Annotated in this window: 12 protein-coding genes; 1 reads left to right on the top strand and 11 read right to left on the bottom strand. The window is 59.0% G+C overall.

Annotated features, from left to right (window positions below; translation table 11 throughout):
* Nucleotides 1–23: 23 nt before the first annotated feature.
* From G1C95_RS05945 to G1C95_RS05895, 11 genes are all read right to left on the bottom strand, one after another.
* Nucleotides 24–1,274, bottom strand: a complete 1,251-nt coding sequence (locus G1C95_RS05945) for a nucleoside hydrolase (protein ID WP_169172051.1) — start codon at nt 1,272–1,274, stop codon at nt 24–26.
* Nucleotides 1,275–1,372: 98 nt separating this feature from the next.
* Nucleotides 1,373–2,443: an ABC transporter substrate-binding protein gene (locus tag G1C95_RS05940; RefSeq protein ID WP_169172050.1), complete on the bottom strand. Its 1,071-nt coding sequence runs from the start codon at nt 2,441–2,443 to the stop codon at nt 1,373–1,375.
* A 214-nt stretch (nt 2,444–2,657) separates the two neighbouring features.
* Entirely contained in the window at nt 2,658–3,443 is a 786-nt protein-coding gene (locus G1C95_RS05935) for an ABC transporter permease (protein ID WP_169172049.1), read from the bottom strand.
* Nucleotides 3,444–3,656: 213 nt separating this feature from the next.
* Nucleotides 3,657–5,207, bottom strand: a complete 1,551-nt coding sequence (locus G1C95_RS05930; RefSeq protein WP_169172048.1) for a glycoside hydrolase family 32 protein — start codon at nt 5,205–5,207, stop codon at nt 3,657–3,659.
* Nucleotides 5,208–5,466: 259 nt separating this feature from the next.
* Nucleotides 5,467–6,774, bottom strand: a complete 1,308-nt coding sequence (locus G1C95_RS05925) for an MFS transporter (RefSeq protein ID WP_169172047.1) — start codon at nt 6,772–6,774, stop codon at nt 5,467–5,469.
* A 356-nt stretch (nt 6,775–7,130) separates the two neighbouring features.
* Nucleotides 7,131–8,174 carry a LacI family DNA-binding transcriptional regulator gene (locus G1C95_RS05920; protein ID WP_169172046.1) on the bottom strand — a complete coding sequence of 348 codons (1,044 nt, stop codon included), beginning with the start codon at nt 8,172–8,174 and terminating at the stop codon, nt 7,131–7,133.
* Between the two features lie 79 nt (nt 8,175–8,253).
* Nucleotides 8,254–8,622 carry a thiamine-binding protein gene (locus G1C95_RS05915; protein ID WP_169172045.1) on the bottom strand — a complete coding sequence of 123 codons (369 nt, stop codon included), beginning with the start codon at nt 8,620–8,622 and terminating at the stop codon, nt 8,254–8,256.
* A gap of 45 nt (nt 8,623–8,667) precedes the next feature.
* Entirely contained in the window at nt 8,668–9,519 is an 852-nt protein-coding gene (gene thiD / locus G1C95_RS05910; RefSeq protein ID WP_169172044.1) for a bifunctional hydroxymethylpyrimidine kinase/phosphomethylpyrimidine kinase, read from the bottom strand.
* A gap of 160 nt (nt 9,520–9,679) precedes the next feature.
* The gene (thiC, locus tag G1C95_RS05905) at nt 9,680–12,349 is read right to left on the bottom strand and encodes a phosphomethylpyrimidine synthase ThiC (RefSeq protein WP_169172043.1); all 2,670 of its coding nucleotides are present in this window, start codon (nt 12,347–12,349) and stop codon (nt 9,680–9,682) included.
* A 166-nt stretch (nt 12,350–12,515) separates the two neighbouring features.
* The gene (locus tag G1C95_RS12545; protein WP_240947450.1) at nt 12,516–13,574 is read right to left on the bottom strand and encodes a hydroxyethylthiazole kinase; all 1,059 of its coding nucleotides are present in this window, start codon (nt 13,572–13,574) and stop codon (nt 12,516–12,518) included.
* Between the two features lie 136 nt (nt 13,575–13,710).
* Nucleotides 13,711–14,037, bottom strand: coding sequence for a helix-turn-helix domain-containing protein (locus G1C95_RS05895; protein WP_169172042.1), 327 nt, complete (start codon nt 14,035–14,037; stop codon nt 13,711–13,713).
* 259 nt (nt 14,038–14,296) lie between these two features.
* Between G1C95_RS05895 and G1C95_RS05890 the strand changes: the two genes are divergently transcribed.
* Nucleotides 14,297–15,769 carry a glycine--tRNA ligase gene (locus G1C95_RS05890; RefSeq protein WP_169172041.1) on the top strand — a complete coding sequence of 491 codons (1,473 nt, stop codon included), beginning with the start codon at nt 14,297–14,299 and terminating at the stop codon, nt 15,767–15,769.
* Nucleotides 15,770–15,773: the final 4 nt, after the last annotated feature.

Genomic DNA, 15,773 nt, shown 5'->3' with positions numbered 1-15,773 from the left:
GCATCAATGGTACTGTGCGTGCGTCAGCCTAAGGTCGTCAGCTGATTGGTGATTGTTGTAAGGAACCGTTCGGAATCAACCTGTAACGCCACATGAACGCGGGGGAGTGCAGGGTTAATCAGTCCGACTGGATCGCCGGTGGTACGGCCGCGTACACCGGTGAAATCACCAGAGCGGGTTTCGGCTCTGAGCGCCAGATCCACGGTGGTGACCAGTGTGGGATCAAGTGCTACCGCAGCAGCCAACGGATCATGCATGGGCATGCCGGCGGCGAACAGTTGCGCATCCGATGCGCGATTCGCCGCAATGGAAAAGTCAGCAATATCAGCAAGGAATTGGAGCCTGTTGGCATGCTGCGATGATATGGCCTGATTGCGCCAATGCTGTGTGGCAGCATCGCCTAAGAGACATTGGTGCGTGACGTCAAGCCCGACCATGGTGATGTCTGCGCCGCAATGGAACACGCGATCGGCGGCTTCTGGGTCTTGCAGGATATTGGTTTCGGCCACGGCATCCCAACAGTTGCCCGGCTGGGTGAGGCTGCCGCCCATCATCACCAGTCGCAGATTGCCTGCAATATCTGGTGCCTGCTGGATGGCCGCGTCCACATCGGTGAGCGGGCCGGTGGCCAATACGGTAACGTTATGGCCCCAACGGCGTACTACGTCAATGATCGCGGTGATGCCGCTGTCGTTGGTGGCGTTGAAGTTGTTGCTGGGACAGTTGGTATCAGTGTTGCTGAGGGTATCGGCGGCAACGTGTGCACTTCCATCATCGATGATGGAAGTACGTTGTCTGACGTCTGAACTGGGTGGTGCTGGAGGCTGTAACAGCTGAGGGGCAGGGCGTGCCGGATTGGCATGCGGGTCGTCCACGGTGTAGCCGCCGATGGACACAATACCACCGGCTGCTGGTGTCTTCGTAGCAGGTTGCGTAGCTGCTGTTACCGGCGTGCAGACTGTTGTGCTGAGAGATGTCGGACCGAATCCCCCCAGCCCATCGACACCATGGAACTGCGCGCAGCCAGCATCCGGAATAAAGGAATCAGCCCATGAGGGATGGTCGGCGCCGCGAAATACCGGGATTTCGGGATGTCCGAACAGGTCAAGCACATAACGAGTGTTGCGCTCGGCGCAGCTGGCGTCCACGTTGCCGTAAGAGGCCAGCACGCCGAGCAATTCGCATGCGCCCGACTGCTGGGCGGCAAGCAGATACGCCAATGCCAACGCGTCATCAACACCGGTATCCATGCTGGCGATGATCCGTGTGGTCATTGGCGCTCTCCTTACTGCTGGTAGTACTGCTATTACTGCTCATCACAGGGCTGCCAATGATGAGCCTTATTGCAAGATGGTTGCTCGCTGAAGCGAAACTACTTGGCGAGGAAATCGTTGGTGGCCAAATCCTTGGTCTGCGGGGCCTCGTGAATCACCTTGCCATGTGAATCGGTGTAGGCGTCCGCGTCAGCCAGGAAGTCGAAGTACTTCTGCGGCTCGACGAAATCATTGGTGCCAAGCACGAAGGAACCATCCTTGATCTTGGCCTTGTCGCCCCAGTACTGACCGTCGACGATCACCTGCATGCTCTTCTTGACGAAATCAACCTTGAGGTTGGCGTCCGGAGCTTCGTCCACAAGGATTTGTGCGGCATCATCCGGGTGATCATAGGCGTATTCGTAACCCTTCTGGGTGGCCTGGGTGAACTTCTTAACCAGCTCCGGGTTGTTCTTGATGGTTTTCTCGTTGGTGATAATGCCGATGGAATCCGCGTTGCCGGGCACGCCATAATCAGGCTCGGTGAAGCAGTTGAGCGCAGGGCCGTACATTTCGGCCTGTACGCCTTCCCAAGTGGCGTAGAATCCACCGAAATCGGCCTTGCCGGATTCCATGGTCTGGAAGGTGGAGGTGCCCACGGTGACCTTGTCGAATTCGCCCTTGCCGCCGTCGGTCTGAATCATACGACGAATCACGGCATCGGATTCGTTCGAACCAAACGTGGCGAAGGTTTTGCCGTCGAAGTCCTTCGGCGACTTGATTTCGGTGTTGGAAGCCAGCGAGCACCAGATAGCGCTCGGCTTCTGTTGCACCTGCAGCACCTGCTTGATGGTGGCGCCCTTGAGGTCATACATGCCGGTGTTGGTCAGGTTGGAAAGGGCGAAATCGGCCACGCCGTTGTTCACGGCCTGTTCGGCGCCGGCCTGGGCCACGGCCACGATATCCACGTCGAGCCCGGCGTCTTTGAACCAGCCCTTGTTTTTGGCCACATACACACCGATATGGTTGGTGTCCGGTGCCCAAGACAACATAAACGTGACCTTTTTCAGGTCTGAGGTGTTGCTATTGGAGGAGTCGGCGGTATTGGTCTGACCGCAGGCTGCGAGTGAAAGTGCCATGGCGGCAGCGCCCATAAGGGCGATGGCCTTGGATACAAGGCGATGCTTCATAATGATGATTCCCTAGTTCTTCTAATCTGACTATTCTCTGGGACTGCTTTCCGAACGGAAATCCGGCAGAGAATAGTCTGAAGGGCCTTATCGCATTCCGTTGGTCCCAATGCCCCCGGCGGTTCCTATGAAGTCTCGGAACAGGCCGGTTTGCCACACATTGGTTTCAGCATTCATCATTATACGCTGCCGATGGCGAACCCACCGTTTGAACCTACTGGTCGGCGTCGGGATCTTCCTCATCCTCGGCCGGCCCCAGAATCAGGCGTTCGCTGAGGTTGGCGGCAAGCATCAGCACGGCGGTCATGGCGATGATGACGAAAGTGGCGGAGAAAATCAGCGGGGTGCGGAAAGAGTTATAGGCCGCTTGCAGCCAGATGCCCAGGCCTTTGCGCGCACCCAGATATTCAGCGGTGGAGGCGGTGGCGAAAATATAGGCGGCGGAGACACGAATGCCACCGTAGATCTGGCGTGCGGCCACACGCAGTTTGACATGCCAAAGGGTCCAGGCGGGGGAGGCGCCGCAGGTCAAGGCCACGTCGGAATAGAACTGCGGCACGGCCTGCAGACCACGGATGGTTTGCACGGCGATGGGGAACAGGCCGAACACCGTTGCGATCACGATTTTGCCCGACACTTCGAAGCCGAACCAGATAAGGAACAACGGTGCGATGGAGATTAGCGGCATGGTTTGCGCCGCGGCCAGCAGCGGATAGATGGCGGCGTTCAGTGTGCGCGAACAATAGAAAACCACGCCGATCATAATGCCGAAGAATACGGCGAACAGGAATCCGACCACGCCCTCGTATGCGGTGACGGCGGCTGCCGGCCCCAGTGTGGGCCATGTTTCCACAGTGGCCTGTGCGATTTCTGAGGGGGCTGCGATCATCGTCGGGGAGACGTGCGCCAATCGCACCCATGCCTCCCAGACTGCCAATAATGCCACTACCGCGATGATTGTGGGAATGCGGTGGATTACACGTGCGTGAATGCTATTCATGGTTCACCTTGCCTGATGTATGCCGGACCGTGGCGCAACGGTAAGGTGAGGAGCCCGTTTGCCGGGCGGCCGGCGTTATTGTGTCGGCCCATATGATAAAAGCCCCCTCAGACGGTGAGGGGGCTAGAGATCCTTCGACTCGGCTACGCCTCGCTCAGGATGACGAGGGGGTATCTCGTCATGCCGAGCGAAGTCGAGGCATCTTAGGAACGCTTATTCCAATCCGATGGACTTCATGTGGTGAAGCTTGAGGGAGGTGACCTTCAGCGTTCCGGACTCGGCGACGAGCCTGATGGCGCGATCGCCCTCGGAGGGGTAGGAGTAGGAGCTCATGGCCTGGCGTCCGTCGTTGACGTACACCTCCACGCAGCCGCGGTCGATGAACACGCGCAGCTTGAGTTCGTCAGCGGCGAGTTCCGCAGCATCCAGCGGAGCGGCGCGGTATCCGCGATCGCCTTGGGCGGCGGCGCCACGGTCGATGACCACACGGCCGATCTGATCGTCGTAGGCGATGTTCGTGAATGCGCCGTCGGCGGTTTCGTGTACATGCAGCGAGGCACGTTCGGCAGTGGAGTTCTTGAGATCGATGGTCATTTCGATTTCCACGGCTTCGGCATCATCGGAGATGATCTTGGACTCGTTGACGCCCAGTGTAATCTCGCCATGGTCGAAGGTGTCGACTCGTAGACCCTCCATTTCGGCGACGGGAGCGGTGTGCAGATCGCCGTCAGCACCCAGCGTGATTTCGCGGGGCAGGGTGAGGTTGCCACACCAACCGTCGTTCTCCATCGGAATGGGCTGGGTGAACGGGCTCATCCAGCCGTACATGATCTGACGGCCGTCGGGATCGGTGAAGGACTGTGGTGCATAGAAGTTGTGGCCACAATCCCACAGGCGGAACTCGGTTTCGGGCTTGAACTCCTCGCCCGGTTCCCACGTGCCGATCATATAACCGGCGTTGTTCACGTTGCGGTTCATGAAGCCGTGCTTCTTGGCACCCATGGCGGAGAAGCCAATAACCCACTTCTCGTTGCCTTCGGCGTCACGGATCGGGAAGAAGTCGGGGCATTCGAGCATCCACACGTCCGGATCCGGGTGCTCGAAGAGCACGCGCTTGAAGGTCCATTCGACCATGTCGTCGGAGGTGTAGAGCCACATCTGGCCGCGGCGTTCAGCCGAGCACACGCCGAAGGTCATGTACCAGGTGTCGCCGGTCTTCCACACCTTCGGATCGCGGAAGTGGGAGTCGACTTCATCGCGCGGGCAATCGACGACCATGCCGTGCTTGGTGGCGGAGGTGAGCTCGTCGTTGTCGGGCGTGGCGTACATCTGCACCTGCCATTCGCCGTCGGTGCCGTCGTGGCCATTGGCCCAGCGGTGGCCGGTGTAGTAGAAGCGCAGTGCGCCGTCATCGCCGATTACGGCGGATCCGGAGAACACGCCATCCTTCTCCTGCTCCAGACTGGGGGCGAACATCACCGGTTCGCGCTTCCAGGTAAGCATGTCGGGGGAGGAGACATGACCCCAGTGCATCGGCCCCCACTGGGTGCCGTAGGGGTGCAGCTGGTAGAAGACATGCCAGCGGCCCTTGTAATAGCTCAGGCCATTCGGATCGTTGATCCAGCCGCCGTTGGAGGCGATATGGAACTTCGGGTACCAGCGGTTGTTACGCTTGGCTGCGAGTTCGGCAACGCCGGCCTCGGCCTTGGCCAGCTCTGCGGCGTGATCCTTGATCGGGGTGAGGATGGGGGTGAAGTCGCTCATCGTTGAGAACACCTTTCTATGTGGGGAGGAATAAGAGGACATATGGATTGTGGGGGAATCGCGAATACAGGGCGTGTTCGCCGGAAGTTTTCCCAGGACTCTGGCGCGTCGAAAGCGAAGGGGTTTAGTTTTGGAAACAGGCGTCTGGAGAAGAAAAAGGGGTAAAACACTCCAGACGCCCATTTTTGTATTCTAGACACTTTGTCCTTGTTTTGTCTGAATTGTGCGACTTGTGGCCGTCTGATTCAGACAAAACCGATCAGGCCTTGGCAGCCTCCATAGCGCGCAGCTGCTTGTCGGTGTAGAACGGGTCGCCGCCGACTTCCTGATCGTCGCGCTTGATCACGAAGAAGCCGTAGATCAGAGCGGCAAGCACAATGGCCGAGATGGTGAAGAAGGTAGGACGGTCGCCCATGGTGTCGTGCAGCTTGCCGAGCGGAGTGGAGAAGATGACCTGGCCCACCTGCGAGGCGATCTGGAAGCCCACCATGTACAGGGTGGCGGAAAGCTTCGTGTCGAAGTGCAGGGTGAAGTAGCGGAATGCCGGCAGGCAGAACAGCGGAACCTCGATGGAGTGGAACATCTTAACGATGGACACGGAGATCGGGTCGTGGAACACGCCGCACAGGCCGATACGGGCGAACATCACGAAGGCGCCGAGCAGCAGGGCGTTGCGAACGCCGATCTTCTTCATGATGATCGGGACGACGCCCATCATGGCGGACTCGACGAACACCTGAATGCCGTTGAGGGTACCGTAGGTGGCGTTGCCGATTTCCGGAGTGGCGAAGAGGTTCGCGTAATAGGTCGGGAACATCTGCTGGTCGAACACGGTGTAGAAGGTGTTGGTCAGCAGCATGAAGACGATGAGCACCCACAGGGTCGGCATCTTCAAAACGGCGACCATTTCCTTGAAGGAGGGGTTGGTCGGGGCGGCGTTCGGATCGGCTTCCTTCTTGAGTTCTTCCTTCTGCTCGGCGGGAATCCACAGCAGGAACACGAGCAGCATGCCAACGCCGAAGGCGGAGCCAACCCAGAAGTTGATCAGCGGATTGATGTTGAACAGCCAGCCGGCGCACAGTGCCACGATGGCGTAGCCAAAGGAGCCCCAGGCACGGGACTGACCGTATTCGAAGCCGAATTTACGAGAATAACGTTCAGTGACGGCTTCGAAGAGAGAGCAGCCGGCCATGAATCCGGCGGACAGGACGATGGAGCCAATGAAAGCGCCGATCCAGCGGGTCGTGCCACCGGCCTGAATCATCGGCGCGTAGACGAAGGTGACGAACGGGCCGACGCAGGCGGCGATAACGGAGACCGCGACCACCAGCTTGCGCTTGATGCCGAGCTGATCCTGAATGGCGCCGTAGGCGAACATGATGATCAACGTGGCCAGCGAGTTGATGGAGTAAATGGTGCCGACTTCAGTGCTGTTCAGGCCGATGGAATTCAGCCAACGCTGGAAGAAGGACCACCAAATGCCCCACGAGCAGAAGAACATGAAGATGCCGAAGGAGCTCTGCAGGTAGGAGGGGTTCCTCCATGCAGACTTGGATGCACTTGCCATATGATTCCCTTTACTACTGGTGAACGCGCTGCTGCGCACGTCACTTGTTTCTTATGATGCTGTGCTTTTTTGTTTGGGGCTCGCCGCCAAGCTTCTGCGCCAAAGCGGTGAACCGTGGTATTCAGTATATGACGTCAATCGTTCTACGTCAAACGATTGACGTCATATGACTACTGGCACGTGTCGGAATACTTGAAATTATGCGGTCTGTGACCGTTAACACAGTTAATGCTTCGGCGTGTCGCATGCGTTACACAAATGTGTCTTCCTTGTCGGCCGTGATGAGGTAAGGAAAACACAGATGCGGGGAATGCGGCTACAGGAAATGGGCTGACGGTAAGTTGCGTCAGGCGCTCTTAGCTGCGTACGGAATGCTTTTCGATCAGAGCACAGTGGATTTTTGCGGGAATCGGTGCGTCCAATGGCGGCAGAGGCGCGGTGGTATGCGGCAGTTCCAAATCATCCAGTGAACGGTTTTCGATGATTGACACCAGTTTGCAGGTGGCCCAAAAGCCCATTTCGTAGTGCGGCAGCTCCACAGTGGTCAATTGGGGTTCCAAGGTTTCGGCGAACACACGGTGGTTATCCACGCCGACTACGGAAATATCCTTGCCGATCGTCAAGCCGCGTCGGGCGGCGCATTCGTACACGTACCAGGCGCGTGCGTCGTTGAAGCAGAAGAAACCGTCAGGCTGCTCACGGTCGAACAGCTCGGATACGGCGTTCAGCGCCGGGCCGTTGTTCAGCACATTGGCCACCAGTCGCTCGCTGTAACCCGCGCCCGATTCCTCAAGCGCGGCGTGATAGCCGGCCAGGCGACCATCTTGGGCGATCATGTTCTCGCTGCAGCCCACGTAGGCAATACGTTCGCATCCGGCTTCGATAAGGCGTGTGGTCGCATCATAGGCGATGCGGAATTCATCGGGCTCTATGCTGGGGAACCGTCCTTCGGGATCCGTGGCGTCGACCAGCACTAAGGGCATATCCATCAAACTGCGGGGCACTCTGGTGACGCGATTCGACATTTTCGCATAGTAGAAACCATCCACACCGTATCGTTTGAGGGCGGCGATTTCCTCGTCTTCGTCGGCATCGCCGTCGGTGCTTACGGAAATCATCATGTAACCCAGACGGCTGGCCGCATCCTGCGCACCTTTGATAATGCCGCCGGCGTATGGGGTGGTAGCCACTTCTTCGGAGATGAAGCCGAGCATGCGCGTATGGTTGGTGCGTAGAGATCGGGCCATCGGATTGACCTGATAGCCAAGTATTTGGGCTACCTTACGCACCTTCGCCGCGATATCCGGCTTGACACGCCCCCCGTCCCTGCCATTCATCACCAACGACACTGTTGAGACGGACACGCCCGTCTGTTGCGCAATCTCCTTCATCGTCACCATAAGTCAAACGATACACCCAAGCTACGGTGCATGGGTGTATCGCTCTGAGGCAAAGCCATGAAGGGGGTGTGAGAAACCCCTACTTGTTGAGAATTTCGTTGACTAGGGCTTGCTTGGCGGTGATCTGACCGGTGAAGCCGGGGCGGATATCCAAGCGCATCACCACGTCGGTGCGCATGCCTCGCTCGGCAAGCTTGCGGGTGGCATCGGCCACAACACGGAGCACTTCGTCTAAATCGCCTTCGATGTTGGTGAACATCGCGTTGGTGTCGCTCGGCAGACCGGATTCGCGGATCACCTGCACGGCCTCGGCCACTTCAGCGGATTTCTCCGGGCTGCCGCCGGCCGGGCTGATCGCCACGGCGGCCAGCGTGTTGATGTACGGCTTGCCGGTTTCAGGGTTGATGGGCACTTCCTGCGTCAGTGCGTCACGATCGAGTTCAGTCATGATAACTCCTTTATCAATACCTTCAGTATCAGTATTGCTTATGTATCAGCGGTATCGCCAGGCGTGATCCATGGGGCCGGAACCCTTGCCAAGATTGAGCTGGGCTTCGAGAGCACCGGTCAGATATTCCTTGGCATGGCTGATCGCATCGGTGAGTGTCTCACCTTTGGCGAGATTCGAGGCAATGGCTGAGCTTAGCGTGCAGCCGGTACCATGCGTGTTCGGATTATTGACGCGCACGCCGTCGAACCAGGTGATTGTGCCGTCGGGTTCGGCCAACACGTCGTTCGCATCATTGATGGCATGGCCACCTTTGACAAGCACTGCACAGCCGTAATGCCGCGCGATGGCCGTGCCTGCCGATTCCATATCGGCGGACGTGTGAATGCGTGTGGGGGCATCGTCGTGCCATGCTCCGCTATCGACTTCGGCGTTGTGGCCGGTGGCCAAATCGAGCAATACTTCGGTTTCCGGCACATTGGGCGTAATCACCGTGGCAAGAGGGAACAGGCGTTCGGTTAACGTGGCAATCGCGTCGTCGGAGATAAGCCGAGCGCCGGAAGTGGCAACCATCACCGGGTCGAGCACCACGTTCATGGCATGATGGGCAACCAGACGGTCGGCGATGGTCTCGATGAGTTCGGTGGAGGAGACCATACCGATTTTCACGGCCACAGGCGGAATGTCTTCGAATACCGCATCGATCTGATCGGCGAGGATGGCGGGCTCAGTATTCTGAATTGAGCGCACGCCGCAAGTATTCTGTGCGGTGAGCGCGGTGATGGCGCTCATGCCGAACACGCCGCAAGCCATCATGGTTTTCAGATCGGCCTGCTGGCCTGCGCCGCCGGATGAATCCGAACCGGAAATCGCAAGAACTGGTGGCAGAGTGGACATTCCCTCTCCTTCGTTGCTATCAATGATATTCACCCCGGCAGCGGGGTATTGCATACAATCTATGACGCAGGGTGGCCGTCGCTGTGTGCCATGTTAGGCACTAGCGGCGGCCACCCTGATGGGTTTCACTGGGTTAGCAGGTGATTTTAGTGAGCTGCTGTCACTGAGCGCGCTGATAGAGCTGCGAGCCGCCTTCGCGGAACTTCTGGCTCATTTCAGCCATGCCAGCGGCAACGGCGGACGCGGATTCGGCCACGACCTGCTCCTGATGTTCCTTGTTGCCGAAGGCCTTGCGGATGTTCTGCGAAATAGCCATCGAGCAGAACTTCGGGCCGCACATCGAGCAGAAGTGCGCCATCTTCGCCGGCTCCGCAGGCAGTGTGTCATCGTGGAAGGCGATGGCGGTGTCCGGATCGTAGCTCAGGTTGAACTGATCGAGCCAGCGGAATTCGAAGCGTGCCTTGGAGATGGCGTTGTCGCGATCCATCGCATGCGGGTGATGCTTGGCGATATCGGCGGCATGGCAGGCGATCTTGTAGGCGATCACACCCTGCTTGACGTCATCCTTGTTCGGCAGACCCAAGTGTTCCTTCGGAGTCACATAGCACAGCATGGCAGTGCCGTAGCGGCCGATTTCGGTGGCGCCGATGGCGGAGGTGATGTGATCGTAACCGGGCGCGGTATCGGTGGTCAGCGGTCCAAGCGTGTAGAACGGCGCGTTCTTGCAGATCGCCTTCTCCATCTCGATGTTCATGCGCACAGTGTCGAAGGGCACGTGGCCCGGGCCCTCGATCATCACCTGCACGTCCTTGTCCCATGCACGCTGGGTGAGCTCGCCCAACGTCATCAGTTCGCTGAGCTGTGCCTGGTCGTTGGCGTCGGCCAATGAGCCGGGGCGCAGGCCGTCGCCGAGCGAGAATGCCACATCATACTTGGCGAAGATGTCGCACAGCTCGTCGAAATGGGTGTACAGGAAGCTTTCCTGATGATGCTGCAGGCACCATTCGGCCATGATGGAACCGCCGCGCGACACGATGCCGGTCACACGATCGGCGGTCAACGGCACGTAGCGCAGCAGCACGCCTGCGTGGATGGTCATGTAGTCCACACCCTGCTCGCACTGTTCGATCACAGTGTCGCGGAACAGTTCCCAGCTGAGCTTCGAGGCGTCATCCTCCACCTTTTCCAAAGCCTGGTACATCGGCACAGTGCCGATCGGCACGGGGGAGTTCCTCAGGATCCATTCGCGAGTGGTGTGAATGTCGTTGCCGGTGGACAGATCCATCACGGTATCGGCACCCCACTTGGTGGCCCACGTGAGCTTCTCCACTTCCTCATCAATGGACGAGGTAACGGCCGAGTTACCCATATTCGCATTGAGCTTGGTCAGGAATGCGGATCCGATAATCATCGGCTCGGCTTCAGGATGGTTGATATTGCACGGCATCACGGCGCGGCCGGCGGCGAGCTCGGAGCGCACAAGCTCCACATCGCAGTTCTCGCGCTCGGCGACGTACTTCATCTCCGGGGTGATGATGTTGTGGCGGGCATACCACATCTGAGTGATCGGATGATCCTTGGCACGCAGCGGATTGTGCTTGCGTCCGCGCCATTCCTTGGTGGCGCGGCCACGCTTGATGGCGCGCTTGCCATCATCACCAAGGTTGCGGCGGCGGCCTTCGTATTCCTCCACGTCACCGCGGTCGAGAATCCAATCGAGGCGCAGGGGCTTCAGGCCTTCCTTCGGATCGCACTTGGGACCTTCGGTGTTGTAGTCGATGAACGGCGGGTTCGGGCCGACGCCGGGGGTGTCGGTGAGCTTGATCTCGGTGTAGGGCACCTCAAGATCGTAGGAGCCGTGCTGGTTCTCGAAATGCACCGACTTGGTTTTGCGGATGTGAGCCTTGTCGCGCTGTGCGGAGCCGCGCGAAGCGATATCCACGCGTTGCTGCTTGGCAAGCTTCTGCGCCTCCCTGGCCTCGCGGGCGTTGGTGAACTTCTTGTCTTCGGGCTCGGCGTTGGCCGCGGCGGAGTCCTTCTGCTCGGCCTCGGCGTTGGCTGCCGGCGCATGGGTCACGATGCGCTTGGCATAGCCATGCTTGGCATCGCCGCGCACGTTCTTCCAACCCTCAACCAAAGCGCGGGTGGCTTCCTCGGGGCTCTCGGCGCCGGCGATGGCAGAGACCACGAACCAGCCGGCGGCCTTCGTGGCGGCCAGCATGGGCATATCGGCTGCGGTGACGCCGCCTCCGACCACGACGGGGAAATCGCAGGCGGTGCAGATGGTATTGATTTGTGCGGCGTCAAGTGTTTTGCCGGAACCATCGTTGCCGCCCACGGATGCTTCGGGCTTGGTGCTGGAAACATGCAGCGGGCCGGCGCCGATGTAGTCGATGCAGCCGTCGGGCAGTTCGTTGATGAGCTTGACCAGCGCCTCGGTCTCGGCGGACAAGCCCACAATGGCCTCGTCGCCCAGCAGTGCGCGAGCTTCACGCGGCTCCATGTCGGTCTGGCCGATATGCACGCCATCGACCTTGATGCCCTTGCGGCGGGCCTGCCATACCACGTCGACGCGGTCGTCGATCACAAAGGCCACCGAATCGGACTTGCCGTTGTCTTCAATGATCTGTGCGATGTCGCGGGCCATGTCGGTCAGCTCGCCGGCGTCGGCTTGCTTGGCGCGCAGTTGGATGAAGGTTGCGCCGCCGTTCAGGGCTTGATCGACCACATCGGTAAGCGGTCGGCCTTTGCAATCCTCAGGGCCGACCACGAAATACGCCGACAGGTCGAAACTGTCGCGCATTGAGGCATACGGAAATTCGTTGCTCATTATTATTCCTTTGTCGTTGGTGAATAACGTCAAGAATGAAATGGTGTGTGGTAATTGCTAGCTGCTAGCAGTGGGGTGCGGACGTTGCATATCGGTATGGCATTGCATGAGCCGGCCATGGTTATGTATATGTGCCGCATCCTGCGGGAAATTCAGGTACCGAGGTTCACGATGCGACCAGCAGCGGCGATGAAGCCACTTGTTCGGCCGTCACATTCCACAGGGCATCAAGGAATGCGACCTGGAATGAACCCGGGCCATGTGATTCATGTTCAGCGATTTCGGCCGCACGGTCATACAACAGGGATGCGGCGAGAGCGGCGATCAGAGGATCGGCGACGGCCAGATACACGGCGGTCACACCGCCCAATGAGCATCCGGCGCCAGTGATTTTCGCCATCATCGCGCTGCCTCCGGGCAGGCGATAGACGGTTTCACCGTCGGTAACCAGGTCAACGGCTCCTGAAACGGCCACTGCCGCCCGTGGGCAGGGAACTGATGCAGCGTCGTTTTCGCTGCTGAACCGTTGCGCCATGGCTGCGGGCATATGCGAGCTCAGGTGCTTGGCCAGTGCGATGGCCGAAGGAATTGCGGCATCCACATCATCCACGGATTCCACGCCGGCAGGGCGCGTGGTGGTACCGGCCGATGCATCAGACGTCGGGATATTGTCGGAGGTGTCGGATGCGGCGTGGGGTTGGGGGAGCGACGTTGCGTTGTGTCCCCCAACCTTGCCGTGAACGTCCCCCAAGTTGGTGAAATCTGTTGAGTTACGAGGCAGGCCCCACATATCCGCCAGCGCGATAATCTCGGAGGCATTGCCGCGCACAATCGTCGGCGGATAATCGCGGAAGGATTTGAGGATCGCGGTGCGCGTTTTGCCGATGCCGGCCGCCACAGGGTCGAGCACCCACGGCTTTTTCAAGTAAGCCAGTCGTTGCGCGATATCAGGCAAAGCGTCCTTATAGAAAGGCAGCAGCGTGCCGACATTGATGTAGTTCGCACCGGCGATTTTCGCCGTATCGATGATGTCATCCGGCAGAAAGCTCATGGCTGCCGTGCCGCCAGAGGCCAGCTGCGCATTGGCCACAAGATTGATGGTTACGAAATTTGTGAACGATTGGGCCAGCGGCGTGGTGTCTTTTACGGCTTGTACGGCTTCGGCAATGCGAGTGCGAATCGCACCGTCGGCGTCGCTACAGGAATATACTGAGTCGCTGCTCATGGTTCGCTCCCTACGATGGTTTTAACCAACAGGTTCAAAGGGTCAGGCTATGGGCCAATCTCAACCCCGAACACTTCACGGGGTTCCCCTGCTTCACTATTTGATTACAGCGTAGGTGCGTGTCTGGACGATGTTGTCAGCGGTTATCGGCGTCGGTTATATCTGCCGTGCCTGCTGTATCCGTTGCATCTGCTGTGCCGGAAGCCGCCGAATCGGCACTGTGCTGCCGCTCACGCAGCAACCTGAGCGTGGTTTCTTCCAAAGCGCTTTGGCTGATGGGAGTAAAGGAGATGGCGAAGCCGAGATGTTCGATGGCATCGGCGATTTTATTGAATGACGGATCGTTTTTGCCCGCCAGCGTACGTGAAATCATGGATTCGGTCATGCCGGTGGCCTTCGAGAACTGTGTGGCGTTCATGCCTGTCAGTTCCATCATCCTGCGAATCAACTCCTGGGAATTCATGCCTCTCATCATATTGCACGCACAACCTTCCCGCTGGCACCAACAGCAGGCCGATTTCCCAGGTTCGAGACGCTGAGAGCGGCTGAGCGTCCCAAACCTGGGAAGAAAGACGGTTATCTCCCAAGTTTGGGACGCTGACGGCGAATAAGCGTCTCGAATTTGGGAAGTGCATCCTTCATAGGACAAGCTGTCAGCGCGTGTCGGTACGCTGGAGAGGTTGTAATCAAGTCCCCAAACCGTTCAAACCAGAAGGTGCATTGTGGCTCAGTCCAAACTCGATGAAGTCGTATCCCTCGCCAAGCGCCGCGGATTCGTGTTCCCCGCCGGCGAAATCTACGGCGGCACCCGTTCCGCTTGGGATTACGGCCCCCTCGGCGTCGCTCTCAAAGACAATATCAAGCGTGAATGGTGGCGCTCCATGGTCGTCACCCGTCCCGACGTCGTGGGCGTGGACACGTCCATCATCCTGCCTCCGCAGGTATGGGTTGCCTCCGGCCATGTCTCCGTGTTCAACGATCCGCTGGTCGAATGCCTCAACTGCCACAAGCGCAACCGCGCCGACAAGCTTGAGGAATCCTACGCCGAGAAGCACGGCGACAAGCTGCCAGAGAATGGTCTGAAGGACATCGTCTGCCCCGACTGCGGCACCCGTGGCCAGTGGACCGAACCGCGCGACTTCAACATGATGCTTCGCACGCACCTCGGCCCCGTGGAGGATGAAAACTCCCTGCACTACCTGCGCCCCGAAACCGCGCAGGGCATTTTCGTGGACTTCAAGAACGTGATGACTTCCTCGCGCTCCAAGCCGCCGTTCGGCATCGCCAACATGGGCAAGTCCTTCCGTAACGAAATCACCCCCGGCAACTTCATCTTCCGCACCCGTGAGTTCGAACAGATGGAGATGGAGTTCTTCGTGGTGCCCGGCACCGACGAGGAATGGCATCAGTACTGGATTGACGCTCGTACCCAGTGGTACATCGATTTGGGCGTCAAGCCGGAGAACCTGCGCCACTATGAGCATCCGAAGGAAAAGCTGTCCCACTACTCCAAGCGCACCGTGGATATCGAATACAAGTTCGGCTTCCAGGGCTCCGACTGGGGTGAGCTTGAGGGCATCGCCAACCGTACCGACTTCGACCTGACCGCTCACTCCAAGCACTCCGGCGAGGATCTGAGCTACTTCAACCAGGCCACCGGCGAAAAGTTCATCCCCTACGTGATCGAGCCGGCCGCCGGCCTGACCCGTTCCCTGATGTGCTTCCTCGTGGACGCCTACGATGTGGACGAGGCCCCCAACACCAAGGGCGGCGTCGACAAGCGCACCGTGTTGCGTCTTGACCCGCGTCTGGCCCCGGTCAAGGCCGCCGTGCTGCCGCTGAGCAAGAAGCCCGAACTGCAGACCGTGGCCCAGAACCTCGCCGCCGACCTGCGCTTCAACGAGTGGATGATCGACTACGACGAGGCCGGTGCCATCGGCCGCCGCTACCGTCGCCAGGACGAGATCGGCACCCCGCTGTGCATCACCGTGGACTTCGACACCCTGGATGATCAGGCCGTGACCATCCGTGAGCGCGACACCATGACCCAGGAGCGCGTTGCCCTGGATAAGGTGAGCGATTATGTGGCCGCTCGCATCGGCGAGAAACGCACCCGCGTGCCGATGAAGCCGGTGGAAATGGGTGGTGAGCCCTGGCCGGCCTCCGGTGTGCAGGAAGCCGGCGGTCTGTACTAAGTGG

The sequence above is a fragment of the Bifidobacterium oedipodis genome (genome assembly GCF_012932425.1).
GTDB lineage: Bacteria > Actinomycetota > Actinomycetes > Actinomycetales > Bifidobacteriaceae > Bifidobacterium > Bifidobacterium oedipodis.
The sequence above is the reverse complement of the archived record's forward strand: the minus strand, read 5'-3'. Positions and strand labels throughout refer to the sequence as shown.